The organism is Chryseobacterium artocarpi (assembly GCF_001684975.1).
Lineage (GTDB): Bacteria > Bacteroidota > Bacteroidia > Flavobacteriales > Weeksellaceae > Chryseobacterium > Chryseobacterium artocarpi.
In genome coordinates, this window is the sequence record NZ_MAYH01000048.1 from 294,989 (window position 1) to 319,098 (window position 24,110).

At 35.5% G+C, this 24,110-nt stretch carries 20 protein-coding genes; 12 read left to right on the forward strand and 8 right to left on the reverse strand.

All coding sequences use genetic code 11. The features are described 5' to 3' along the window. Positions 1 to 90: 90 nt before the first annotated feature. The 6 genes from BBI01_RS19170 to BBI01_RS19195 form a co-directional block, all read right to left on the reverse strand. Positions 91 to 732, reverse strand: a complete 642-nt coding sequence (locus tag BBI01_RS19170; protein ID WP_123862182.1) for a mobilization protein — start codon at positions 730 to 732, stop codon at positions 91 to 93. A 35-nt stretch (positions 733 to 767) separates the two neighbouring features. Next, a complete protein-coding gene (locus BBI01_RS19175) occupies positions 768 to 2,057 on the reverse strand; it encodes a site-specific integrase (RefSeq protein ID WP_065396246.1) in 1,290 nt (429 codons plus the stop codon). A gap of 4 nt (positions 2,058 to 2,061) precedes the next feature. Beyond that, on the reverse strand, positions 2,062 to 2,616 hold the full coding sequence (locus BBI01_RS19180; RefSeq protein ID WP_065396247.1) for a helix-turn-helix domain-containing protein: 555 nt from the start codon (positions 2,614 to 2,616) through the stop codon (positions 2,062 to 2,064). A 203-nt stretch (positions 2,617 to 2,819) separates the two neighbouring features. After that, positions 2,820 to 4,715: a molecular chaperone DnaK gene (dnaK, locus tag BBI01_RS19185; RefSeq protein ID WP_065396248.1), complete on the reverse strand. Its 1,896-nt coding sequence runs from the start codon at positions 4,713 to 4,715 to the stop codon at positions 2,820 to 2,822. Between the two features lie 153 nt (positions 4,716 to 4,868). Further along, a complete protein-coding gene (locus BBI01_RS19190; RefSeq protein WP_083190162.1) occupies positions 4,869 to 6,122 on the reverse strand; it encodes a zinc-dependent metalloprotease in 1,254 nt (417 codons plus the stop codon). A gap of 175 nt (positions 6,123 to 6,297) precedes the next feature. Continuing rightward, positions 6,298 to 6,957, reverse strand: a complete 660-nt coding sequence (locus tag BBI01_RS19195; protein WP_065396250.1) for a porin family protein — start codon at positions 6,955 to 6,957, stop codon at positions 6,298 to 6,300. Positions 6,958 to 7,290: 333 nt separating this feature from the next. On the opposite strand from BBI01_RS19195, the gene ppk1 reads away from it, so the two are divergent. The 11 genes from ppk1 (at position 7,291) to BBI01_RS19245 (ending at position 21,815) form a co-directional block, all read left to right on the forward strand. Further along, positions 7,291 to 9,363, forward strand: a complete 2,073-nt coding sequence (ppk1, locus tag BBI01_RS19200) for a polyphosphate kinase 1 (protein WP_065396251.1) — start codon at positions 7,291 to 7,293, stop codon at positions 9,361 to 9,363. Next, complete coding sequence (locus tag BBI01_RS19205) at positions 9,360 to 10,244, forward strand: Ppx/GppA phosphatase family protein (RefSeq protein ID WP_065396252.1); 885 nt, start codon at positions 9,360 to 9,362, stop codon at positions 10,242 to 10,244. The genes ppk1 and BBI01_RS19205 overlap by 4 nt, the downstream gene beginning before the upstream one ends. Before the next feature lie 364 nt (positions 10,245 to 10,608). Then, positions 10,609 to 11,262 carry an NAD-dependent epimerase/dehydratase family protein gene (locus BBI01_RS19210; protein ID WP_065396253.1) on the forward strand — a complete coding sequence of 218 codons (654 nt, stop codon included), beginning with the start codon at positions 10,609 to 10,611 and terminating at the stop codon, positions 11,260 to 11,262. Continuing rightward, on the forward strand, positions 11,259 to 11,405 hold the full coding sequence (locus BBI01_RS22920) for a hypothetical protein (protein WP_165602276.1): 147 nt from the start codon (positions 11,259 to 11,261) through the stop codon (positions 11,403 to 11,405). Before BBI01_RS19210 ends, BBI01_RS22920 begins: the two co-directional genes overlap by 4 nt. 146 nt (positions 11,406 to 11,551) lie before the next feature. After that, positions 11,552 to 14,590, forward strand: a complete 3,039-nt coding sequence (locus BBI01_RS19215; RefSeq protein ID WP_065396254.1) for a choice-of-anchor I family protein — start codon at positions 11,552 to 11,554, stop codon at positions 14,588 to 14,590. 166 nt (positions 14,591 to 14,756) lie between these two features. Further along, the gene (locus BBI01_RS19220) at positions 14,757 to 15,146 is read left to right on the forward strand and encodes a DUF3060 domain-containing protein (RefSeq protein ID WP_083190163.1); all 390 of its coding nucleotides are present in this window, start codon (positions 14,757 to 14,759) and stop codon (positions 15,144 to 15,146) included. A 109-nt stretch (positions 15,147 to 15,255) separates the two neighbouring features. Next, positions 15,256 to 15,663, forward strand: a complete 408-nt coding sequence (locus BBI01_RS19225; protein ID WP_065396255.1) for an HYC_CC_PP family protein — start codon at positions 15,256 to 15,258, stop codon at positions 15,661 to 15,663. 69 nt (positions 15,664 to 15,732) lie between these two features. Next, complete coding sequence (locus BBI01_RS19230) at positions 15,733 to 17,118, forward strand: TolC family protein (RefSeq protein WP_065396256.1); 1,386 nt, start codon at positions 15,733 to 15,735, stop codon at positions 17,116 to 17,118. 15 nt (positions 17,119 to 17,133) lie between these two features. Beyond that, the gene (locus tag BBI01_RS19235) at positions 17,134 to 20,286 is read left to right on the forward strand and encodes an efflux RND transporter permease subunit (protein WP_065396257.1); all 3,153 of its coding nucleotides are present in this window, start codon (positions 17,134 to 17,136) and stop codon (positions 20,284 to 20,286) included. A 12-nt stretch (positions 20,287 to 20,298) separates the two neighbouring features. Next, positions 20,299 to 21,381: an efflux RND transporter periplasmic adaptor subunit gene (locus BBI01_RS19240; protein WP_065396258.1), complete on the forward strand. Its 1,083-nt coding sequence runs from the start codon at positions 20,299 to 20,301 to the stop codon at positions 21,379 to 21,381. 8 nt (positions 21,382 to 21,389) lie between these two features. Beyond that, positions 21,390 to 21,815 (forward strand): hypothetical protein, encoded by a 426-nt coding sequence (locus BBI01_RS19245; protein ID WP_065396259.1) that lies wholly within the window; start codon positions 21,390 to 21,392, stop codon positions 21,813 to 21,815. A 124-nt stretch (positions 21,816 to 21,939) separates the two neighbouring features. Here BBI01_RS19245 and BBI01_RS19250 read toward each other — a convergent pair whose 3' ends face one another. Together BBI01_RS19250 and BBI01_RS19255 are read right to left on the reverse strand one after the other, a co-directional pair. Next, a complete protein-coding gene (locus BBI01_RS19250) occupies positions 21,940 to 22,188 on the reverse strand; it encodes a NifU family protein (RefSeq protein ID WP_002977212.1) in 249 nt (82 codons plus the stop codon). A gap of 49 nt (positions 22,189 to 22,237) precedes the next feature. Continuing rightward, positions 22,238 to 23,344, reverse strand: coding sequence for an Mrp/NBP35 family ATP-binding protein (locus BBI01_RS19255; protein WP_065396260.1), 1,107 nt, complete (start codon positions 23,342 to 23,344; stop codon positions 22,238 to 22,240). A gap of 149 nt (positions 23,345 to 23,493) precedes the next feature. Between BBI01_RS19255 and BBI01_RS19260 the strand changes: the two genes are divergently transcribed. Continuing rightward, positions 23,494 to 23,949 (forward strand): hypothetical protein, encoded by a 456-nt coding sequence (locus BBI01_RS19260; protein WP_065396261.1) that lies wholly within the window; start codon positions 23,494 to 23,496, stop codon positions 23,947 to 23,949. Positions 23,950 to 24,110: the final 161 nt, after the last annotated feature.

Sequence of the window (24,110 nt, forward strand, 5' to 3'; positions counted from 1 at the left end):
CTTATTATGGTGCAAATGAAAAAAGTGTTTTCGCCGTGTTTTTAAAACACGATGAAAACACTCAAAAACACTGAGTTTTAGTGATTGATATTATGCTGTAATGTTCTTTTCTATTTTTATGATACCTTTTTTTTCATCATCTCTCAGGTGGCTTTTGATTGAATCTTCTTCAACATCCTTTAAAGAAATTTTGAAAATGCTTTTTAAAAACCTTGCTACCTCAATCTGATTTCTTCTATCAAAATGCTTCCAAATATTCCAACCAAAATGATACAAATCTGTTTTAGAAAGTGTGTGTACAACGACAGCTTTCACATTTTCTATTTTCTCGTTTTTTGAATAGGCTGTAACATATTCACATAGACTTTTCAAATCCGGTTCAGATGTGTAGAGCGCAAACTGTTCTTGGGTATATTTCAATGCTACATTTAGGCGATCATTAATTATTATCTCTTTCTTTGCTTTTAATTCTTCTTGTAAATCAGAAATAACTGGAGAAAAAGAAATTGGCTCATTAACTAAAACTGGTAATCTTCTTCTTAAAATTATTCTCTTGATAACATCATACACAGTATGCAATAATAGATTTAAGCCGGCATAAACTACTAGTCCGGTAAAAATTACAGCCATAAAAAAAATATTTGCTGTAAAAGAGTCTGCTCCTTTGCTGATAAAACTTAGCCTAACTAAAGCACCTAAGAGGATACATACTACCATAATTGGTAAGTACATACAAATTGATTCAAAATGTTTAATCTTTATCATTATTAGTTTGATTGTAAAAATTCTTGAGTTTTTTTCTGAACAGTTGTGTTTAATTTTATTGCACCAGCAGCCTTATCTTTAAGTTCATCAACTACTTTAGCATAAATCTGTGTCGTAGTAACCTTAGTATGACCTAGCATTTTACTGACTGTATAAATATCGGTACCTAAAGACAATTGTAATGTTGCAAAAGTATGCCTAAAGCAATGAAAAGTTATATGTTTTGTTATTCCGGCTGCTTGGATCCATTTTTCAAGAGGTCTGGAAATCCAAGAGCTATCTTGCAAATTTTCGAATACTAGTTGTTCGGGTAATCTAGGGACACCGCATAACTGAATAGCTTGTTCTGAAATGGGTGTGTACTCTACACCTTTAGTTTTCTTCTGTCTAAACTGAATTTTAATTCTGTTGGTTTGAACATCGAGCTCTTTCCATCTAAGTCTTTTAATATCGCAATGCCGTAAACCTGTAAGTGCTGAAAAAAGAGAAGCTCTTCTCAATTCATCATTATCACAAGGAGTATTAAACAAAAGATTAAGCTCATCAATAGATAAATGTTCGCGGAAAGATTCCTGATCTCCAATGCCTTTAATCTTTGCAGATAAGTCAGTCATAAAATATCCATCTATAAAAGCCTGGCTGACAATTGCTTTAAAAATTGAAAAATAAGTTGCAGCGGTATTATTGGAAAGAGTACCTTTCTTTTTACCCCTGTAAGGTGCAGATAGGAGATACATTTTGAAATCATCAGCAAAGCTTAGGTCAATTTTTGAAAATCGCAGATCATCTCCTGCAAACTCCACGATAAATTCTATAAGGCACTTCCAATTAGTCCTTATAGAATCGGAACTATTAGCAGATCCGTGTCGCTTCTTTAACAGTAACTTACAATAGTTCGTAAATTTTTCTTTTTGTTTTTCTTGAAGTTGTGCTTTAAGTGTATCACTTTCATTATATAAGTCAGCATTGTCATATTCTTTTTGTCGAAGTTTTCGGATTCCATCTGCATATAACATCGTTTCGCAATCACGTTCACCTCTACAAATAATTACGCCATTATCATCTCTTTTCGGTTTAAAAGATTTTACACCTGTCTTCAGATTAGTTCTGGCCACTCGCTTTTTATCCCATTCAATAGTTTTTACTGATCGATTTAGATATTCTCGAACACGTTGCGGCTCTTCTTTACCAGCTATGAAAACAGGAAAAATTTCAAGGTAAAGATACCATTCATTACGATCTTCAGCTTTACGAAGTCGTACCGTTACTTGAGTTTTTGTTATTTGTTTCATGGGCTTAGTCTATTATTCCATTGTAAATTCTGTCAATTTCGCCTTTTGGTGCGTAAACATAATTGCCTATCTGTCGAGTTGGTATGGAGTATTTTCTAATGTGCTTGTAAACACTTGTATCGTGAAGTTGAAATTTCTTTGCTATTTCTCCAATTGTATAGCAGTTTTCTATAGATAGATCATACAAATAAGGATTTGTTTCTTTCTTTTGAGCTTTTTCTTTTGATGCTAATGGAAACATTTCCTCTAAAGCAGCTCTATCCACTTTGATTAACCGTTCCCCTTCATTAATAGAAGGAACTCTCTTTTTTCTTATAAGTCTGTAAAGTGTCTCTCTGCCAATTTCAAAAATTAGAACAGCTTCGGGAACAGTTATAAAGAGTTTACCTTCTGGAATTTTAGCAATTAGATCTTGTCTCTTTTGCTCTAATTTCTCCAAAGACTTTCTTTTCTGATAAGCTTTTTTACCACACTGTTCACTACAATAAACTGAAGTAACAGTTTTTGGTATAAACTGCTCTGAACAATGCAAACATTCTCTTTTAACCCTTTTAATCATATTCTTAGAAAGGTTAAAGATAATAAAAAAATCCTTAAGTGTCACTTCATCGCATCTTAAGTGCCGGTACTAATATGGTACTGATATGTAATTAAAAACGATTAAATATGATTAAAAACGAGTGAGACAAAAAAAACAAAAACCGCTACAGACTAATGTCTATAGCGGTTTGCTATGTTTTATTGATTATTACTAATCAGTAATTACTTAACTTCTTCGAAATCTGCATCCTGTACATCTTCACCTCCAGCGTTGTTTGCACCTGCATTTTGAGCACCTGCATCAGCACCTGGCTGTTGACCTGCTGCATATAATTCTTCAGAAGCTGCCATCCATGCTGCGTCTAATGCTTCAGTTTTAGCTTTTACATCATCAGCATTTTTAGCTTCGAAAGCAGTTTTTAATTCTGCATGAGCTGCTTCGATTGCTGCTTTTTTGTCAGCAGAAAGTTTCTCACCGAATTCTTTTAATTGCTTTTCTGTCTGGAAGATCAATCCGTCAGCTTTGTTGAAGATTTCAACTTCTTCTTTTCTCTTAGCATCAGCTGCAGAGTTTTCCTGAGCTTCTTTCTTCATTCTTTCGATTTCTTCGTCAGAAAGACCTGAAGAAGCCTGGATTTTGATAGACTGCTCTTTACCAGTTCCTTTATCTTTAGCAGATACACTTAAGATACCGTTTGCATCAATATCGAAAGTTACTTCGATTTGAGGAACTCCTCTTGGTGCTGGTGGAATATCTGTAAGGTCGAATCTACCGATTTCTTTATTATCGTTGAACATTGGTCTCTCTCCTTGTCCTACTCTGATGCTTACAGCTGGTTGGTTGTCAGAAGCTGTAGAGAATACTTCAGATTTTTTAGTTGGGATCGTAGTGTTCGCTTCAATTAATTTAGTGAATACAGAACCCATTGTTTCGATACCTAAAGAAAGTGGTGTAACGTCAAGAAGTAATACGTCTTTTACGTCTCCTGTTAATACACCTCCCTGAATAGCTGCTCCAATAGCAACAACCTCATCCGGGTTAACACCTTTAGATGGTTTTTTACCGAAGAATTTTTCTACTTCTTCCTGAATGATTGGGATTCTTGTAGAACCACCTACCAAGATTACTTCGTCAATATCAGAAGTTGATAAACCTGCATCTTTTAATGCTTTAGCAACCGGCTCCATAGATCTTCTTACTAGATCTGCAGATAATTGCTCAAATTTAGCTTTAGTTAAAGTCTTCACTAAGTGTTTAGGACCTGTAGCTGTAGCTGTGATATATGGTAAGTTGATCTCAGTCTGTGGAGAAGAAGATAACTCGATTTTTGCTTTTTCAGCAGCTTCTTTCAATCTTTGAAGAGCGATTGCATCTGATTTTAAATCTACACCTTCTTCAGCTTTGAATTCGTCAGCCATCCAGTTGATGATCACATCATCAAAGTCATCACCTCCTAAGTGAGTATCACCGTTTGTAGATAATACTTCGAATACACCGTCTCCTAAATCAAGGATAGAGATATCGAAAGTACCACCACCAAGGTCATATACTGCGATTTTCTGATCTTTATGGTTTTTATCAAGACCGTAAGCTAATGCTGCAGCTGTAGGCTCGTTGATAATTCTTTCTACTTTAAGACCTGCAATTTCACCAGCTTCTTTAGTAGCCTGTCTTTGTGCATCGTTGAAGTATGCAGGAACAGTGATTACCGCTCTTGTTACTTCTTGTCCAAGATAATCTTCAGCAGTTTTCTTCATTTTCTGAAGAGTCATTGCAGAAATTTCCTGTGGAGTATATTCTCTATCGTCAATTTTTACTTTTACTGTATCGTTCGGTCCAGCAACAACTTTATAAGGTACTCTTGAGATTTCTTTAGCATCTTCTTTAAAGTGCGTTCCGATAAATCTTTTGATAGAGTAAACAGTTTTAGTTGGGTTTGTTACAGCCTGTCTTTTTGCAGGATCCCCTACTTTTCTCTCTCCGTCTTCTGTAAATGCTACGATAGAAGGAGTCGTTCTTTTACCTTCTGCGTTAGGAATAACAACAGGGTCTTTACCCTCCATTACAGCAACACAAGAGTTGGTTGTTCCTAAGTCAATTCCAATTATTTTACTCATAATATTTTTATTTTTTTCTAATTTTTATATTTAATTTACACTCACTATTTCACAATATCTGTACCATTCAAAAAATAGTGACAAAATGACACAACAAAAATAAAACCTCGTTATAATCGAGGTTTCACATATATTAATCTGGAAATATTTTCATTATTTTTTTATAAACTTCATAGATTTGACAAAGTCTTTACCGTTATAAGTTCTTACATAATAGACTCCATTGGCAAAATCTTTTACATCAATTCTATCTGTTTCGTTTTTAATGACAGTTTTTTTGACCAATCTTCCTTCTGCATTGAAAATTTCAACCTCATCAATAGGAGTAAGAGGAGAAGCTATAGAAATATACTGAGTAGTAGGATTAGGAAAAAGGTTAATAGAATTTGTTTTTTCTACCTCATTTACAGATAAAAAAGCACATGAATTTGAATTCAACAGGCTTGCTCTTGGTCCTGCGAGTGTATTTTGAGCAATTGTTTTCTGATCATTAGTAAACATAGCCATGGCAGCGTCATTTACATAATCCATATAATTCATAAACATGGCACCTACAGCAGTGGGCGTACAGATATAGTTTGGATCATTATTAGGAAAAACAGGAGTATTAAAATAAGGTTGCATTGTAGCTGGAGTATCTGGGCAGCCATCATCATTGATAGCAGTTCCACATTGTGTAGGATCATTACTCTGTCCCCAGATATGATTAAGCCCAAAATAATGTCCTATTTCATGCGTTGCTGTTCTTCCCTTATTATATGGAGCCTGAACAGTTCCTGTCGTACCAAATGCACGATAGGTGATACACAAACCATCGTTAGCATACCCCGCAGCTTCAGGAGGATATGCCCAGCCTAATAATCTTTGATTTGTAAATGCTCCTACCCAAATATTCAGATATTTTGTAGTATCCCACGCATTATCTCCCCCGACGTTTCCATTATAATAATCATCATCAAAATTAAAGGATGAAGAAACAGATTTTCTTATCACTCCAGATGTTACATTACCTAAAGGATCCTTGGTAGCAAGGCAAAATGCAATTTCCATGTCAGAAGCCACACCCTGAAATGCGGGTGGAACCACTGTGCTAAAGTCAGAATTTGTTTTTCTGAAATCATTGTTGAGAGCTGTTAATTGGGATTGTATCTGAGCTTCTGAAATATTTTGTGTAGCATCTTTGTAAAGAACATGAACAACTACAGGAATGGTAACTACAGTTCTTTTTGAAACTGAATTAGATCTTTTCTGGGTTAAAAAACTATTCAGATCCTTTGCTAATAATCTTGTTTCAGGGTTTTTCTTATAAAATTGTTCTAATTTTTCATAGGTTCCACACCCTCTGTTTTGCGCATTTACACTTAAAGCAAAGATAAATCCTGCCATAAATAATAGATTCTTTTTCATTTTTGTTTTTTTAACAAAAGTAGAATCTAATCATATACAACACAACAACACACAATATAAAAAGAAAATAATCCTTAACTTAACAACAAAAACAGAAATTAATCATTAAAAACAATCAATTCAACTTAATTAAATTAAGAATTTGCGATATAAAATCTAAGACATTATCTTATTTCTAAAATACATAGCCTAATGATATGCCAAGATTGGAATTGTACACTTTAGGAGCATCTACAATAACCAATGAATTTAAGTTATAAACTTCTGCATTTTTATAAACTTTTGTCATACCAAAATAGTAGCCTACCGAAGCCAGATAATGCTTTGCAAAAATATATTGTGCTTTAAGTTTTATGCCTGCATCAAACTGCTGTAAGTTATCCGGCTTTTGTTTTGTTGAACTATTAATAGTTTGATTATATTCCAATTCTTTATTCAGAAGTATTCCGATTTCAGGACCTATAGAAACGGAAAGCTCGTTAATAGGATGATAACTAAATAATACCGGCAATCTTAAATAATCTGTTTTTAACTTTCCATTTAATGAAGCGGATTTAGGTCCATCCATTTCATTAATACCATATGGAATAGTTGTACTAAAATCTGCTCCCATTTGTGAATAAGCTAACTCTACATCAATAGAAACTTTATCAGAAAGATAGTTCCAGATAAAACCACCTACATGAAATCCTGTTCTGGACTTAAACTCATCAGCATCAGATCCTGTAAGGCTACTGAAGTTTACTCCTGCAAAAACGCCGTATTTGGTTGTTTTATTTTGGGCATTAATCATCCCTGCTGCCAGCAGCATACTCATTATAATTGTTTTTTTCATGGTATTATTCTTTATCTATAATTAATTTTATAAATATATTGACTTTTCAATAAAAATATTCAAAATCATATTATTATATTTGATAGAGAGTCATCAAATCTGATATCCGCATTTTAGTTCATATATTTTATTCTATAAAAAAGCAAAATATGATTAATAAAATCCCCATATTGTGAATGACTACACCATATCCAATAAAGCACAAACAAACTGAAAACCAGAATCATAAATCAAATTAATTCACAAATCATCAAAAATTAATCAAAGTTTAACCTAAGAAATTAAATTAGAAACTTATGAATCATTATTTTTGATAAAACATAAAAATCTAGAATGTCAATACACTTTAATCCACGAGATATTACATGGCTTGCCTTCAATGAAAGAGTTCTACAGGAAGCCATGGACGAAAATGTTCCCTTACATTTAAGAATACGTTTCCTAGGAATTTTTTCCAACAATCTGGATGAATTCTTCCGGGTACGTGTTGCCGGATTAAAGCGCGCCATGGATTTTAAAGAAAAGGTGATCTCAGAATCATTCTACCAACCGCCTTCAAAAATTCTCCAACGAATCAATGAAGTAGTAATGAGACAACAGCAAAATTTCGATAAAACCTGGAAAAAGATCCAGACAGAAATGGCTGACCATAAAGTTTTCATCAAGAATTCTAAAAACCTGACAGCACTACAAAAGGAGTTTGTCCGAAAATATTTTGATGAAGTAGTGGAATCTAATGTCATCCCTATTCTTCTCCATGAAAATACCCCCATGCCTTATTTAAGGGATAAAAGTCTTTATCTTGGAGTTGCCATGAGAAAAAAAGACTGGCAGTATTCAAGTAACTATGCCATCATTGAAATCCCGTCCCGTTTTGTAGGAAGATTTGTATTGCTTCCAACAGAAGATCCTGAAGAGAAAAATGTGATGCTTTTAGAAGACGTTATTACATTCAATCTCCCTCATATTTTCTCTTACTTCGGGTATGATGACTTTGCTGCCAATGCTTTTAAGGTTACAAAAGATGCAGAACTGGATCTTGATAATGATATTCGTACCAATTTTGCAGAAAAAATAGAAAAAGGACTTAAAAACAGACGAAAAGGAAAACCTACCCGATTTGTTTTTGATAAAGATATGGATAAGGCTTTATTGGAGCTCCTTATCAGAAAGTTGAATTTAACCAAGAAAGATAGTATTATCCCTGGAGGAAAGATTCATAATTTCAAACATTTTATGGATTTTCCTGATGTTTTTGAAACGTATGAAAGACCTGTGGAAAGAACATCATTCACGCATCAGGCATTTGAACATGGTGAAAGGGTAACTGACGTTATTCTAAAGGAAGATGTCTTATTAACTTTCCCTTATCATAAATACAATCCCGTTATTGACCTTCTTCGCGAAGCGGCAATGGATCCTGATGTAAAATCAATTCAGATTACGGCTTATCGTCTTGCCAGCAGTTCAAAAATTATTAATGCATTGATCTATGCTGCGAGAAATGGTAAGGAAGTAACGGTCATGCTTGAGCTTCAGGCAAGGTTTGATGAAGAATCTAATCTTGAGTGGAAAGATATGCTGGAACCGGAAGGGATTACGGTTCTTGTAGGACTTCCTAATAAGAAAGTTCATGCTAAACTTTGTGTTATCAAAAAACGTTCACACAACAAAACGATTCAGTATGGATTTGTAAGCACCGGAAACTTCAATGAAAAAACGGCAAGAATCTATGGTGATCATTTGCTTCTGACTTCGGATCGTGGTATCATGGCAGACATCAATAAAGTATTCAATGTTCTGAAAAAACCAAAAGATGATTACCTTCCGATTTTGAAAACTTGTAAAAATTTACTAGTTTGCCCCCAATTTATGCGTGAAAAGATTGTTCACCACATTGATAAAGAAATTGAGGAAGCCAAAGCAGGTAGAAAAGCTGAAATAATAGTAAAAGTTAATTCCTTAAGCGACAGACTATTAATTGAAAAATTATATGATGCCGCCAAAGTAGGGGTTACTGTCAAAGGAATTGTAAGAGGAATCTACTGCGCGGTTAATCAAAAAGACTTTAAAGAAAAAATAAAGACAATAAGCATTGTGGATGAATATCTGGAACACGCCAGAGTAATGTATTTCTATAATAAAGGAGCTGAAGATATGTATATTTCCTCTGCAGACTGGATGACCAGAAACCTTGACTATAGAATTGAAGCGGCAGCCAAAATTACCGATAAAAACCTTAAAAAGGAATTGAAGGACATTCTTGATATTCAGCTCAGAGACAATGTAAAAGCTAGAATTTTAGATAAAAGGCTTAGCAATGAATATATAAGAAATGATAAAAATGAATGCCGCTCACAAATAGAAACCTATAAATATCTAAAGGCTAAAACAAGCAAAAAATGAAGATAGCAGCAATAGACATAGGAAGTAATGCCGCAAGACTTCTCATCAATGAAGTAAAAATAAATAATAGAAAACCAGAATTTATAAAGCTTAATCTTCTGAGAATTCCTCTGAGGTTGGGAATGGACGTTTTTACCATCGGAAAAATAGGTCCCGAAAGAGAAAAAATGGTGATCGACTCTATGAAGATCTTCAGTGATCTGATGAAAATCTACAAAGTAGAACATTACAGAGCCTGTGCTACCAGCGCAATGCGTGATGCTGCCAATGGTAATGAAATCATAAAACAGGTAAAGGATGCTTCAGGAATCAATATTGAGATTATCTCCGGGGATGAAGAAGCTACTTTAATATACGAAAACCATGTAGCAGAAGGTCTTGACAAAGAATTTGCTTATTTATACATTGATGTAGGGGGAGGTTCTACCGAGCTTACTTTTTATGAAAACGGAAAAATGGTGTATGAAAGATCTTTCAATATTGGAACAATCCGTCTTCTGAACAACCTTGTGACCATGGAGAACTGGCACGAAATGAAAGAAGAGATTAAGAAAAATATTGTCAGCAAAAAACCAATCGTTGCTATTGGTTCAGGAGGAAACATTAACAAAGTGTTCTCTATGAGCAAAACTAAAGACGGAAAACCAATGTCTTTATCTCATCTTAAAAAGGTTTACAAAGAATTCAATGAGCTTTCTGTAGAAGAAAGAATGACAAAGCATAGTTTGAGAGAAGACAGAGCTGATGTATTGGTTCATGCCTTGAGTATTTTCAACAATGTAATGGCATGGGCAGATATCAGTAAGATTTTTGTTCCAAAGATTTCTGTTGCAGATGGTTTGATTCAAAATATTTATAGCCAGTTACAACATAAAAAATAGTTTTTAAAACATAATTTAATACAAAACCGAGCAATTTTTTGTTCGGTTTTATTTTTTCTATACAGCTATTTCAAGCAAAACGGGCTCTACATTTCTATAAAGCATATTTTTCTGTAAAATATTCATGTCTTTTTTAGTTTTGGCTGAAGCCAGTGGAATTTTATTATTTAGGAGGTCTAAAGCCCGCCTCTATTGATATAGCTAAGCAAATATTGAAATTTAATAACAATATCTTTTATCTTTTATCTTTTATCTTTTATCTTTTATCTTTTATCTTTTATCTTTTATCTTTTATCTTTTATCTTAAAAAAAATTAAAGTAATTCTCCGCCTTCATTCGTCATTCAACTATCAATAGCAAAGCAATGGACTCAATCAAAATAATTCTTACAGGAGCAACAGGAATGGTAGGCGAAGGTGTTTTAATGGAATGTCTTGAAAACCCGAATGTCTCTGAAATTCTAAGCATCAGCAGAAAATCTTCCGGAAAGACTCACCCTAAATTAAAAGAATACCTTGTTCCTGACTTTCTATCCATCGATATTAATGATGAAAATCTCAAAGGTTATGATGCCTGTTTCTTTTGTGCCGGAATCAGTAGTGTGGGAATGAACGAAGAAGATTATACCAAAATCACTTACGATACAACAATACATTTTGCAAACGTTGTTTTACATCAGAACCCGAATATGATTTTCAGTTATGTATCAGGAGCAAGTACAGACAGTACCGAAAGTGGAAAAATCATGTGGGCAAGAGTTAAAGGCAGAACAGAGAATGCTTTAAAGAAAATGAATTTCAAGGGTGCATACAATTTCCGTCCGGGATTTATGAAACCTGTTGATGGTCAATTGAATGTAAAATGGTTTTTTAAACCATTTATTTGGATTTTCCCTATTTTTTTACCGTCAAAATCATTAACTTTACACGAAGTTGGAAGAGCTATGATCAATACCGTTAAAAAAGGGTACCCTACTTCAACTTTAGAAATTCGAGATATTAAAAATTTAGCGATATGAGAGACATGTTAAAAAGAATTGTTCTGGTTATTTTTGTACTCTTGCTTCTGACTGCGGTTTCAGGGTTTTTCTATATGCAGAAACATCCACTGGAAGGAAAGTCGGGAACGATTTTGAATTTTTCCGGTAAACCCACAAAATAGCTTCTATTCTGTATACATGAATCTTATTAATTAAAATTTTGTAATTTATCAGAAATAAACCTATTTTTTAAACATTTCTTAAAATTCCATTAAAATAGTTACAAAACATAAAGTTCATTTTTGTATTTATCTAATTGAAGTACAAAATGATCAAAAACTACCTATTAAAAGGGTCTGTCGTTGCCGCATTCTTCTTCCATAGCGGACTTTTCGGGCAGACACTTATCCATTACTGGAATTTTAACAATAATACTTCTGCTGCTTCCATCACAACACCATCGTCTACTTTGGTGAATGGTTCTCTTATGTCTGTAGCAGGAGGTACAAGTGTCATAGATTTTGCTGGTGGTACCGGACAAAACTTTAATCTTGAAAATTTAAATGCAAGAAACGGAGATGCCTGGGGAACACATTTGAGATTTAATAATCCCATTGGTGGAGCATTGCAATTCAACCTGCCTACCACAGGATATAATAATGTTATTGTAAAATTTACAACAAGGAGATCTGCACAGGGAGCGGGAACACAAACATGGTCTTATACAACGGACGGAACTACTTTTATCCCATATCAGACAGTGAATCCACAAGATGGAAATCCTCAATTGATTACTTTTGATTTTTCTACGGTTACTGGAGTTTCTAATAATCCCAATTTTAAATTAAAAGTTGAGTTTTCTGCAATCGGAGGAGGAACTGGCGGAAACAACCGTTTCGATAATTTTACGGTAGATGCTTCTCCAGTTGGAGGTATTGACACTACTCCACCAACGACAACCTACCTTCCTGCGAACAACACAAACAATGCTTCAACGACTGTAAATCCTACGATTTCTTTTAATGAAAATGTAAGATTAACGGATAATTCTGCGATAAACGATTCTAATGCACAAAATCTTGTAGACTTCCGACTGGGAGATGCTACAGGTACACAAGTTCCCTTTACGACTGCTTTTAGCAACAACATCATCACTATCATTCCAACTACCGGCTTAGTGCCGGGGCAAACGTATTACCTTGCTTTGAAACCCAATACCGTTGAGGATTTTAATGATAATGGTATAGCAACAGTCACTTCAAGTACATTTACAACAGCAGGAACTTCAATTTCTCTTGATAAAAACTTTATAACAGTCAATGAGAATGCAGGAAATCTTGCTTTTAAAATCAATATTGCTAATCCTTCAACTGCCACGGTAAATCTTGTCGTGAAACCGGCACCTTTCAGTACTGCGGACAGCAATGATTTTACGCTGACTAATCAAACAATTAATATTAATCCTTCCACTACTAGTTATACCGTTAATATTCCTATTATTGATGATACTTTGGAAGAGCAAAAGGCTGAATATTTTGTAGTAAGTCTTGAAAACCCAACGGGAGCAACAATTTCGGGAGATAATTCTGCAACGGTTTATATTGTAGATAATGATAAGCCGGCACCCGTTCCTTCTAATGAAATTCAGCTGAATTACATCGGAAGTTTTGATCCTTCAGGAAATAATAACAGTTCTACGGAAATTGTGGTTCATGATCCTGCTACTCAAAGATTGTTTACCATTAGCTCTCTTACTGATGTTTTTGATATTATTGATTTCAGTACTCCTTCCTCTCCAACAGTAATCAATACAATAAATATGGCTGCTTATGGTGGAATCACCAGTATTGCAGTTAAAAATGGTATTATCGCAGCCGCTTCTCCCAATACTAACCCTCAGCAAAATGGTTCTGTCGTCTTTTTTGACATTAATGGAAACTTCCTCAAACAAGTAACTGTAGGAGCTTTACCGGATATGGTAGCTTTTACTCCTGACGGAACCAAAGTAATGACAGCCAATGAAGGAGAACCCAATGATGCTTACACCGTAGACCCTGAAGGAACCATCAGTATTATTGATATTTCAGGGGGAATTGGTAATCTGACACAGAGTAATGTGACAACGCTGAATTTTAATAGTTTTGATTCTCAGGTTGCTGCTTTAACGGCTACAGGTTTAAGAAAGGTCAGAACAAATAATACTTTATCTCAGGATCTGGAACCGGAATACATCACCATAAGCTCAGACAGTAAAAAAGCCTGGATAACACTTCAGGAAAACAATGCTATTGCTGAAGTTGATCTTTTTAACAAAGCTATTACCGGGATCTGGGGATTGGGTAAAAAAGATATGAGTGTTCCCGGAAACGGTTTTGATGCTTCTGATAACAATGGCGAAGTTCTTATCGCAAACTGGCCTGTAAAAGCATATTATATCCCTGATGCTGTTCAAAACTATAAAGTAGGAAATACAAATTATATTGTAACCGCCAATGAAGGTGATGAAAAAGATCTGTCAGGATATAGTGAAAGAACTACAGTAGGAGCTAATAATTATACTTTAGATCCTGCTATATTCCCGAATGCTAATATTTTAAAAGCATCGCATAATCTTGGAAGATTCAGAGTTTCTTCGGCTACCGGAAATACAGATAGTGATTCTGATTTTGAGGAAATTGCTGCTTTAGGAGCACGTTCATTCTCTATTTTCAATGCGGATACAAAACAGCAGGTGTATGACAGTGGAGATCAGTTTGAACGATATATTTCAGCCAAACATCCATTGATTTTCAATGCTGATAATGAATCTAATGCTATTAAGAACAGAAGCCGGGCGAAAGGTCCCGAACCGGAAGGGGTAACATTGGGAAGCATCAACGGGCAGACTTACGCTTTCATTACTTTAGAAAGAACAGGAGGTGTAATGGTTTATAATATTACCAATCCGAACAATCCTACTTTTACAGATTACAAGCATTCCCGTTCTACATCAGCTTATGGAGGTGATAACGGACCTGAAGGAATTATTTATATTGCCCCTGAAAATACTACAACCCAAAAAGGCTATGTCATTGTTGCCAATGAGATCAGCGGAACTTTATCTATGTATGAAGTGGCAGTACCACCAACTTTGGCAACCGGTGAAGTAAAACAGGAAAAAGCAACTTTCAATGTTTTCCCTAACCCTGTGAATAAAGGGAACATTTTATATTTCAACAGAAAACAGGACTACGAATTATATGATATGTCCGGAAAATTGATTGGAAAGGAAAAGAATGCCTTAACCATTACTACGACTAATCTTTCTACAGGAGTTTATCTTGTAAAAACTTCTGAAGGAGATCTTAAAAGAGTTATTGTAAAGTAACTGATATTTTACTATTTGATTAAAGCCTCTGGAAACAGGGGCTTTTTTTATAGGAACAGAATCAGTTTATCTTACCTGAATTCACTCAAAAAAGATTTAACTTTTGATTAACAACGGAAAAATTATTTTATATCTATATTTATCCCCAACAAAAACCAAATTCAAAATGAAAAGTATTAAAACAGCAGCTATTTTTGCAATTCTTCTATTAGGAACAGGTACTGCATTTGCACAATCCAGAAAAACAGAATCTACAAAAGGGGTAGAACAGACTGATGGCAAAGTAATTGAAGTGGAAGGCGTAGGACATAAACTTAATTATACCCTTAACGGTGGCATTGTTCAGGTTTCAGGAGGTGATAATACAGTAACTGTAAAAGGAAGCGCAAAAAAGATTTCAGTTTCAGGAACAGGCAATAAGGTATATATTGATAAGGTAGACAACGTTACTATAGAAGGCGGTAGTAATACAGTCTATTACAGGACTTCAGGAACAAAATCAGGAAAGCCTAACGCTTCTCTTACAGGAGTGGGAAATAAGGTTGTAAAACAATAATTATAAAAAGCTTAGATAAATATTCTAAGCTTTTTTCCTTTAAACTATAAACTTCTTCCATAATTATATAACATCAAGACTCTTATTCATTTTAATTTTACTCCACAAAATGAAAAGAGTCTTTCACATACTATTTATCCTTCTGTACATCGTAGTTTCTTCAGGGTTTACGACAAGCAGACACGTATGTAAAGGCAATTCAAGTGAAATACATGTAGGCTTTAAAAAACTCTCTGATCTGGATTGTTCAAAATGCAAAGCCAATAAACAGAAAAATCACAACGGCTGCTGTAAGCTGGAAATAAAAAAAGTTTGCAAAGAAGATAACCTTCCCCATTCTTACAAAAACTCTCCCGTAAAGTTTTTATCAGCCTCTATCCCGTATTATAATTTGGGAGCATTATTTGATGCAGCACCTGCTATTGATCCTGAAAAACACTCCTTTTATTTTGATCCCTCAAAATACCATCTCAATTATCCTTCCCTTTTCATCCTTCATTGTGTCTATAGAATTTAGAATAGATTGAATCATACCGTGATCCCGATCGGGACATTTACTTTTCAATTTTAATTCTAAAAATATTCTATGAATTTAACATTCAGAGCACTCATCTTATGGCTGGGCTGCCCTGTGCTATCCTTTGCTCAGTTTACGAGTTTAGAGGATGTACTTCTCAGGGTTGAAAAAAATTACCAGTCCATTCAAAAAAAGGAAATCAATATACAAGCTTCAAAGGAAAGACTTAAGCTTCAGAAAACGTATTATCTGCCGGAAGTTTCGGTAATGGCTCAGCAAAGTTTCGGAACCATTAATGCCCAAAACGGACCTATGTACAATATGGGTAGTTCAGGTATTGCCTCTACGTCCATGCCTTTGGCAGAACAAAACTGGAATGCAGCTTTCGGAAGTTTATATCTCGCTAATATCAACTGGAGCGTTTATACTTTTGGAAAACTTAAAACAAAAGAAAATATAGAGATTGCAGATACGGAACTTCAAAAGGCAGATTTAAAGCAGGAAATTTTTCAACAACAGATAAAAGCAGCAGCAGCTTATTTCAATCTTCTGGTAAGTCAACGATTGGAAAATGTACAGTTGGAAAACCATAAACGTTCAGAAGTTATTTACTCTATTGCACAGGTAAGAGCCAACAGCGGGCTGATCCCCGAAGTAGATGCTTCTTTAGCAAAAGCAGAAATGTCTAGTGCACAAACGGCTGTTCTTAATGCCAATGACCATGTTCTGGAATACAATAAAAAACTATCTGATCTATTAGCGGAAAATTTCACAGACTATCAGCTAGATCATTATTTCAGTAAAAATACGCCAACCTTGCTTCAGGAAAACTTATCATTGGATAATCACCCTACTACCCTTTTTATTGCTCAAAAAATCAATAAAAGTAAGCAGCAGGAAACCTATTTGAATAAAACCGGACTGCCTTCTCTTTCACTTTTTGGCACATTTCAGGGAAGAGGTTCCGGCTTTGGATGGAATTATGTTCAGGATAATTCTGCCTATTCACCCTCTTATCTTAAAGGAATCGGTGTAGACAGGATGAATTATATTGTTGGACTTAACCTCAGCTGGAATCTCACTGACTTTTACAGAAACACCTCTAAAGTAAATGAGCAGAAACTGGTTACAAAAGCTCTAGATTTTGATTATCAGCAACTACAGCAAGAACTATTTAACCAACAAAATCTTTCAGAGCAAAAATATAAAAATGCTGTAACAAAAATCGCAGAATCAAAAGTTCAGTTACAGGCTGCAACCGATGCATTCCATCAGCAAAAAGCTTTGTATGAAAACGGATTAACAACAATTGTAGATTTTACCCAGGCTTTATACCTTTTGAATCGTGCTGAAATCAATTATGAAATTGCCCAGAATAATTCATGGCAAGCCATTGTACTGATTGCTGCTTCCAAGGGCGATATCTCTATGATCACAAAAGCAATTACCCATTAACTTAAAAATTTAAACATGAATCTTATAAAGTTTGCATTACGCAGACCAATATCCGTAATGGTATTGGTATTGGGGCTGTTGTTTTTCGGAATCAAGGCTGCCAAAGAAGTAAAGGTAGATATTCTTCCTGAGATGAACCTCCCTGTTGTATATGTTGCTCATTCCTTTAATGGATATACTCCACAGCAGATGGAGGGCTATTTTACCAAAATGTATGTGAATATGCTTTTGTTTACCAACGGTATTAAAAGTATAGAATCTAAAAATACTCAAGGACTTACCCTCATGAAGGTCAATTTCTACGAAGGAACCAACATGGGAGAAGCTATTGCACAGATCAATGCACTTTCTACCCGTTCGCAGGTATTTTTACCACCGGGAGCACCGCCGCCGTTTATTATCCGCTTTGACTCCTCTTCACAACCGGTGGGACAGCTTGTTTTCCGAAGCAATACCAAAACAAATAACGAGTTGCAGGATATTGCCAATTTCAATGCCCGTCCATTTCTTATTGCTATTCCGGGGCTTACTACAGCTCCTCCATTCGGTGGAAGTCCGCGTACTATAGAAGTCAATGTAGACCCTATTAAATTACGTGCTCACAACTTATCTCCGGAGCAGATCGTAGAAGCTATAAGCCGAAATAATATTACCTCACCATCAGGAAATGTATATATTGGAGAAACCAATTATCTTACTCCAACCAATAATACGGTAAAAAAAGTGGAAGAACTTGGTGATATTCCTCTTTTTAAAGGAACGGCAGACAATGTTTATGTAAAGGATGTTGCTACGGTAAAAGACGGAGCAGATATTGCCACCGGATATGCATTGATAGACGGCAAACGTTCCGTTTATATTAATATTGCCAAAGCCAGCAATGCTTCAACCCTTGAGGTAGTCAATAAGTTAAAAGAGTCTTTACCTAAAATTCAGAAAAATATGCCTGAGGGTGTAGAAATTTCCTATGAATTTGATCAGTCTGTTCATATTTCAAATGCACTTAAAAGTTTGGCTGTTGAAGGTATTTTAGGAGCTTTACTTACAGGATTGATGGTTATGCTTTTCCTTAACGATCGAAGAGCTGCCCTTATTGTCATCATGACCATTCCGATCTCCATTATCTCAGGAGTTTTGTTTCTGAAATTATTCGGACAGTCCATCAATATTATGTCTTTATCCGGGTTGGCGCTTGCCATAGGAATTTTGGTAGATGAGAGTACCGTAACCATTGAAAATATTCATCAGCATTTTGCAATGGGAAAAAGCCGTGCACAAGCCATTTGGGATGCCTGTAAAGAAATTGCATTTCCTAAACTCTTGATCATGCTTTGTATTCTTGCCGTATTTGCTCCTGCATTTATGATGAGTGGGATTCCAGGATCTTTATTTATGCCTTTGGCAATGGCTATAGGTTTTTCAATGATCGTATCTTTTATATTATCACAAACTTTTGTTCCGGTAATGGCTAACTGGCTGATGAAGCACAATCCTCAAACCTGTGAAAATCATAAGCCTGATTGGTTTAGCAGATTCCGTGATCGTTTCACTTCATTTTTATCTTCTTTGATGACCCGCAAAAAAATCATTGTCAGCTTAAGTATTTCAATCGTTTTATGCTTAGGAATAGGGCTTTATCAGATAACAGGGAGAGATGTGTTACCAATCGTTAATTCCAAACAATTTCAGGTTCGTATAAAAACTGCGGAAGGTACCCGTATTGAAGTTACGGAAATAAAAGTCAAAAAATTTCTGGAACACCTTAAGAATAAAGTTGGAAAAGATAATATCGCTATCTCTTCCGTATTCATCGGGCAACATCCCTCTACGTTTGCCGTAAGCCCGATCTATCTTTACAATGCAGGACCTCATGAAGCTTTAATGCAGGTTGCGTTAAAAGAATTCAATGGAAATTCTGATGAACTGAAAGATGAATTACGAAAGTATTATAAAGAAAAAATGCCTGATCTTCAAATTTCGTTTGAGCCTATCGAACTTACGGAAAAGATTTTAAGCCAGGGGACAAATAATCCTGTGGAAATAAGAGTTTCGGGAATGATGAAAAAAATGAACCGTATGTATGCCGAAAAACTTTTAACCAAAATAAAAGAAATTGAATATATGCGTGATCAGCAAATTCCTCAGTCTATGAGCTATCCGGCTTTACAAATTAATATTGACAGAGTAAAAGCAGCACAATTGGGACTTGATGCTCAGGATATTGCCAAATCTTTGGTAACCGCTACAGCTTCTACACGATATACCAATAAAAACTTCTGGGTAGGAGGAATGATGGGAATTGCGTATGATGTACAGGTGCAGACTCCTCAGAATATCCTTAACAGTAAAGAAGAATTAGCCAATATTCCGTTATCAAAAAATTCGGATAGACCTGTATTGGGTGATGTAGCTACAATAACTTCTGCAAAAGAATTAGGTGAAAGTTACAATTTGGGAACAATGGGTTACACCACAGTCACTGCCAATATTCATAAAAAGGATCTAGAACAGGCTTCCAAAGATGTAAAACAAGCGATAGAATCTCTTGGAGAGCTCCCAAAAGGAGTTAATATCGAGGTTGCCGGAATGGCTCCTGTATTGGATGAAACGATGAGCAGTCTTTCTTCAGGGCTTCTTATTGCTGCAGCGGTAATTTTTCTGATGCTTGCTGCTACTTTCCAGTCGTTCCGTGTTTCATTGGTTATTTTAACAACCGTTCCTTTCGTGATTGTAGGATCCCTTACCTTATTGAAACTTACAGGTTCTACCTTAAACCTTCAGTCTTATATGGGATTGATCATGTCTGTTGGAGTTTCTATTGCCAATGCTGTTTTACTGATCAGTAATGCAGAAACGATAAGAAAATCAACAGGGAATGCATCTGATGCAGGTATTGAAGCCGCGAAGCTGCGTATCCGACCAATCATTATGACCACGTTGGCTATGGCGGCAGGAATGCTTCCTATGGCTATTGGTTTTGGTGAAGGTGGTGATCAGGTATCTCCTTTGGGACGCGCCGTAATCGGAGGGCTTATTTTTTCAACCTTCTCGGTCTTGGTCATTCTTCCTCTTGTTTTCGGATGGATACAAAAAAATGCAAGCATTATATCTCCTTCTTTAGATCCTGAAGATGAAGAAAGTATCCATTATTCTAACTCAAACCTATAATATTTATCATCAATGAAAAACATTTTATATATAACAGCCATTCTAAGCCTTATCATTATTCCTGCATCTTGTGATAAAGAAAAAAAAGAACCTCAACAGGAAACCAAAATGATGATGATGACCAATATGGAAACGGTAAGCATCCAAAAAACCAATCCAAAAGTAGAGCTTAAACTTCCCGGTGAACTGGTTCCCGATCAGGAAACTGCTTTATTTGCTAAAGTACAAAGCTATGTAAAGAAAATCAATGTTGACATCGGTACTTACGTCAACGCCGGACAAGTTCTTATGATTCTGGAAGCACCAGAAATACAAGCTCAGGCAGCTAATGCCAAAGCAAAATGGCAGGCACAGGAAGCCATATATGCATCTACAAAATCAAGTTATGCAAGAATGTACAGAGCCAATGAGACCAAAGGTGCTATTGCAAAGGATGCTCTGGATCAGATCACTGCCCGAAAACTATCTGATGAAGCACAGGTGAATGCTGCGAGATCAGCTTATCGTGAACTTCAGGATATCAATCGTTATCTCGTTATTCGTGCTCCTTTCAGTGGAGTGATTACCGAAAGAAATGTAGATCTGGGTGCATACGTAGGTCCTATGGGAAATACTCCGCTGATGGTTATTCAGAATACTTCAAAGCTACGACTTAGTTTATCCGTTTCAGAAGCCAGTGTTCCCTATCTGAATGTAGGAGACACAATATCATTCAGAGTACATGCAATCCCGGAAAAAAATTTTAAAGCAAGAATCTCCAGAAAGTCAGGTTCTTTAGACCTTAAGCTCCGTTCGGAAAAGATAGAGGCTGATTTCATTAATCATTCCAGAGAACTCAAGCCCTTTATGATCGCAGAATCTATTATTCCTCTTCAGAACAGTGAAGCAACATTTTTCATTCCAAGGTCGTCCCTTGTAGAAAGCAATATGGGAATTTATATCATTAAAAAAGAACATGGAAAGGCAAAATTCATCCCTGTCAAAAAAGGAAGAATCATGAATGAAACCATTGAAGTTTTTGGAGAATTATCTGAAGGGGATCAAATCATTAAAAAAGGAAGTGAAGAAATTTTAGAAGGAAGTTTAATTAAATAAAATCAACAATGAAAACAGTATTAAAAATCACAATGATTATTCTTTTCAGTGCAACCGTTTTGTATGCCTGTAATAAAGAAACGCCTAAAAATCCGGAGCCTGTTGCGGTACAGAAGCCTCAACCAACAGATTCTTCTGCAAAGTATGTGAAAGGAAGCCATGTTCCCACCGAAACAGTCTGTATGGTGAATAATGCTTATATGGGTAAGAAACAAATAGAAGTTCCTCATAACGGAAAAATGTATTACGGTTGCTGCGAAATGTGTGTAAAACGTATTCCATCAGATAAAACAGCTAGAGAAGCAATTGATCCGTATAGTGGAAAAACAGTGGATAAGGCTGATGCTTATATTGTCATGATCAGTGATGAAGGTGAAGTGGCTTATTTTGAAAATGAGGAGAACTATAATAAGTTCCTGACTCAAAATTCATAATTATACTTTTTAGATTAATTGTTTTAGGGCTTGGTAATTCATAATTATCAGGCTCTTTTTACGGGAAATAAAAAAGACAGACTTTATACAAAAGCCTGTCTTTTTTAATATCTCAGATATAGTTTTACTCTACGTTTATTACTTTTTCAATTTCCGGAGCATGTTGTTTGATTGTATTTTCTACACCTAGTTTTAGGGTTGAAAAATTCAACGAGCATCCAGAACAGTTACCCAGAAGTTTTACAAAAACCTGATTATCCTTCACGTCAATAAGCTCAATATCACCTCCGTCTTTATTCAAAAACGGTCTGATGCTTTCCAGAGCTTCCATTACTCTTGTTACTGTATCTTCGTGCGTTATGTTTGTTTCCATATTTTTTTCAGTTCAATTCGGTTTTTTCAAATTTAATTGAAATTTATTATTATTTTGCTTTTGGCGAGCATCCTGCCATTGTTGAGATCTTCACAGCCTCAGTTGGCGGAAGGCTTTTATTTCTCTCTACAAGACTTTCTACCATTTTTCTTGCAGTTTCTGTATAGATATCTGCAATTTTGGAACCTTCCTGAAGCGCTGCCGGTCTTCCTACATCTCCTGCTTCTCTGATACTTTGAATCAAAGGAATCTCTCCTAATACAGGAATTCCTAAATCTTCTGCTAAATATTGTGCCCCTTGGTTTCCAAAGATATAATATTTATTATCAGGAAGTTCTTCCGGTGTAAAATACGCCATATTTTCGATTAATCCAAGAACCGGAATGTTGATACTTTCCATCTGGAACATTGCAATCCCTTTTCTTACGTCTGCCAAAGCAACGTGCTGAGGTGTACTTACAATCACAGCACCTGTAACAGGCACTTCCTGAATGATAGATAAGTGAATATCACCTGTTCCCGGAGGAAGATCGATCAATAAGAAATCCAATTCACCCCATGCAGCATCTCTGATCATTTGATTTAATGCTTTTGAAGCCATTGGACCTCTCCATACTACAGCTTGGTTTGCTCCGGAGAAATATCCTATTGAAAGCATTTTCACACCATAATTCTCAATCGGCTTCATCATGTTCTTACCGTTTACTTCTACAGAAATTGGTTTTGCACCTTCTGTATCAAACATGGTAGGAACTGAAGGACCATAGATATCAGCATCTAATAATCCTACTTTAAAGCCCATTTTAGCTAAAGTAACTGCCATATTTGCAGAAACTGTAGATTTCCCTACTCCTCCTTTACCGGAAGCAATAGCGATAATATTTTGAATTCCAGGAATTTGTTTTCCTTTGATCTGACTTTGCTGAATTTCACTAGGTTCCGGAGAAACGATTTTAAGTTTTAAATGAACGTTTTCTCCAAACTCACTGGCAAAAGCCTGTTTCATTGCAGCTTCCAGCTTTTTCTTTTCATGCATTGCAGGCGAATGAGCAGTCATGTCAATATAAACATCGTCACCCATAATCTGAAGATTATTCACCAAGTCGTCTACTTCTATTTCTTTAAGGAATTCCTGAACCTTTTCTTTCGTCAACATATAAATATAAATTGTTTACAAATTTACGCATTTTTTCGATAATTTAGAATCAATAAAATCTATAATATCAGGTGATAAATCAGATCGTTAAAAATTTGTTTATCCTGATTTTTCATCATGAGATTTTATACCACACCAAAATAAAATATATGGAAACTACTTCTTACCCGAACAAATACGCTTCCCCAAAAGGAATTTTCAACGTTGGAAAAACAAAATTTAAATGGTATGACCTTGCTAAAAATCCTGCTGAGGTTTCTCCGGAAGACATTGATCGTGCTAAAATATGTATTGAAAATGCCAAAGAAAACTTTCAGAATATAGAAGACCTTGGATTTGTGATCATGCATCGATGTGGAGAAAATTATCTTCTTCTGGTCTGCACATGGAGAAGTGAGAACGAATTATGGGAAAGTGTGTATTATGATGGAAACGGTACATTTGAAGTTTGGGACCGAAATAAAACCCACCTCCCGACTTATTGTGTATGGGAAATGGGCATTGTATATCATGAGTCTCAGGCATGGAAAAAGTATCTGGGAACTTCAAGGCATGAAAATCATAAAGCGGAATACCTAAATACTTTATTTGAAGGTGAGGTTTAAGAGCAGGACAACAATCAACAAGCCTCAAATTATTCGTAGCTGAAAGCACTTCCCTCTTTCACTCACTTTCCTATCTTATCTATTATAATACAATCAAAAGACCTCCAACTCTCCATAACCCGATAGTACTTCCAGCCTCCCGCTTCCAACTTCCCACCTTA

Coding starts and splice junctions, on each gene's coding strand:
- BBI01_RS19170 (WP_123862182.1), bottom strand. CDS start 732: ATGTACTTACCAATTATGGTAGTATGTATCCTCTTAGGTGCTTTAGTT.
- BBI01_RS19175 (WP_065396246.1), bottom strand. CDS start 2,057: ATGAAACAAATAACAAAAACTCAAGTAACGGTACGACTTCGTAAAGCT.
- BBI01_RS19180 (WP_065396247.1), bottom strand. CDS start 2,616: ATGATTAAAAGGGTTAAAAGAGAATGTTTGCATTGTTCAGAGCAGTTT.
- dnaK (WP_065396248.1), bottom strand. CDS start 4,715: ATGAGTAAAATAATTGGAATTGACTTAGGAACAACCAACTCTTGTGTT.
- BBI01_RS19190 (WP_083190162.1), bottom strand. CDS start 6,122: ATGAAAAAGAATCTATTATTTATGGCAGGATTTATCTTTGCTTTAAGT.
- BBI01_RS19195 (WP_065396250.1), bottom strand. CDS start 6,957: ATGAAAAAAACAATTATAATGAGTATGCTGCTGGCAGCAGGGATGATT.
- ppk1 (WP_065396251.1), top strand. CDS start 7,291: ATGTCAATACACTTTAATCCACGAGATATTACATGGCTTGCCTTCAAT.
- BBI01_RS19205 (WP_065396252.1), top strand. CDS start 9,360: ATGAAGATAGCAGCAATAGACATAGGAAGTAATGCCGCAAGACTTCTC.
- BBI01_RS19210 (WP_065396253.1), top strand. CDS start 10,609: ATGGACTCAATCAAAATAATTCTTACAGGAGCAACAGGAATGGTAGGC.
- BBI01_RS22920 (WP_165602276.1), top strand. CDS start 11,259: ATGAGAGACATGTTAAAAAGAATTGTTCTGGTTATTTTTGTACTCTTG.
- BBI01_RS19215 (WP_065396254.1), top strand. CDS start 11,552: ATGATCAAAAACTACCTATTAAAAGGGTCTGTCGTTGCCGCATTCTTC.
- BBI01_RS19220 (WP_083190163.1), top strand. CDS start 14,757: ATGAAAAGTATTAAAACAGCAGCTATTTTTGCAATTCTTCTATTAGGA.
- BBI01_RS19225 (WP_065396255.1), top strand. CDS start 15,256: ATGAAAAGAGTCTTTCACATACTATTTATCCTTCTGTACATCGTAGTT.
- BBI01_RS19230 (WP_065396256.1), top strand. CDS start 15,733: ATGAATTTAACATTCAGAGCACTCATCTTATGGCTGGGCTGCCCTGTG.
- BBI01_RS19235 (WP_065396257.1), top strand. CDS start 17,134: ATGAATCTTATAAAGTTTGCATTACGCAGACCAATATCCGTAATGGTA.
- BBI01_RS19240 (WP_065396258.1), top strand. CDS start 20,299: ATGAAAAACATTTTATATATAACAGCCATTCTAAGCCTTATCATTATT.
- BBI01_RS19245 (WP_065396259.1), top strand. CDS start 21,390: ATGAAAACAGTATTAAAAATCACAATGATTATTCTTTTCAGTGCAACC.
- BBI01_RS19250 (WP_002977212.1), bottom strand. CDS start 22,188: ATGGAAACAAACATAACGCACGAAGATACAGTAACAAGAGTAATGGAA.
- BBI01_RS19255 (WP_065396260.1), bottom strand. CDS start 23,344: ATGTTGACGAAAGAAAAGGTTCAGGAATTCCTTAAAGAAATAGAAGTA.
- BBI01_RS19260 (WP_065396261.1), top strand. CDS start 23,494: ATGGAAACTACTTCTTACCCGAACAAATACGCTTCCCCAAAAGGAATT.